Source organism: Herbiconiux daphne, assembly GCF_024979295.1.
Classification (GTDB): domain Bacteria; phylum Actinomycetota; class Actinomycetes; order Actinomycetales; family Microbacteriaceae; genus Herbiconiux; species Herbiconiux daphnes.
Genome location: NZ_JANLCJ010000395.1, coordinates 1 through 700, shown reverse-complemented (window position 1 = coordinate 700; position 700 = coordinate 1). Strand labels below are relative to the sequence as shown.

The 700-nt window shown below is 43.3% G+C and carries 2 protein-coding genes; both read left to right on the top strand.

The genetic code is table 11. The annotated features are described in order from the left end of the window. Positions 1-419 (top strand): hypothetical protein (locus tag N1032_RS25445; RefSeq protein ID WP_259543380.1); only part of this gene is annotated, 419 nt, incomplete at its 5' end. After that, positions 416-700 (top strand): hypothetical protein (locus N1032_RS25440; protein ID WP_259543378.1); only part of this gene is annotated, 285 nt, incomplete at its 3' end. The genes N1032_RS25445 and N1032_RS25440, both read left to right, overlap by 4 nt.

Here is a 700-nt window from a genome sequence, read left to right as displayed (position 1 = left end):
TTGTATTGGATTTGGAATATGTTATTGGGCAAACGTTGGGCGTTTATTACCTGCTGGATTGCTACACCGGAACAGCAACGATTAATATCACCTCCACTAAATTAGCCGCTGTTATTTCATCGACTCAGGTTAATATTGGTGTGCGCGTTCCGTATATGGCTGATTCCTACACCGCGCCTGAAAATACAGGGGTAGTGGCTGGCGGCAATAATGGCGTTAAAATTCCATATATCGAACTGATTAGCCATGATGCTATTTTACCACATGGATTCTTTACGGTTCCGGTAGTGGACGAATCATTAATTAGCGGTCAATCTGGCTATATTAAGATTGATAATGTAGAATTGGAAACTGACGCTTTAGGCAATGAGAAAGCGCAAATTATTTCCTTACTCAATAGCGGGGTTATTATCAAATGATGCACGATAAAGCGGCTGAATATATCGGCATTGATGCCGAACGTAAACGCGGTTTAATGAATTACTATAATGAGAACTGCGCCCGATTCGTTAAAGCGTCCAGACGCTACCATATTAAAGATGGCGATAACTGGTGCGCGATGTTTACCAGCGTCATAGCTAACATGTACGGGTTATCGCCTGACCAATTCCCCTATGAGGTATCAGTAGGCGAACAGGTGAAATTAGCCCGTCAGATGGGGATTTATACCGCTAATAGGGAACTGGCGAAACCTGACGAC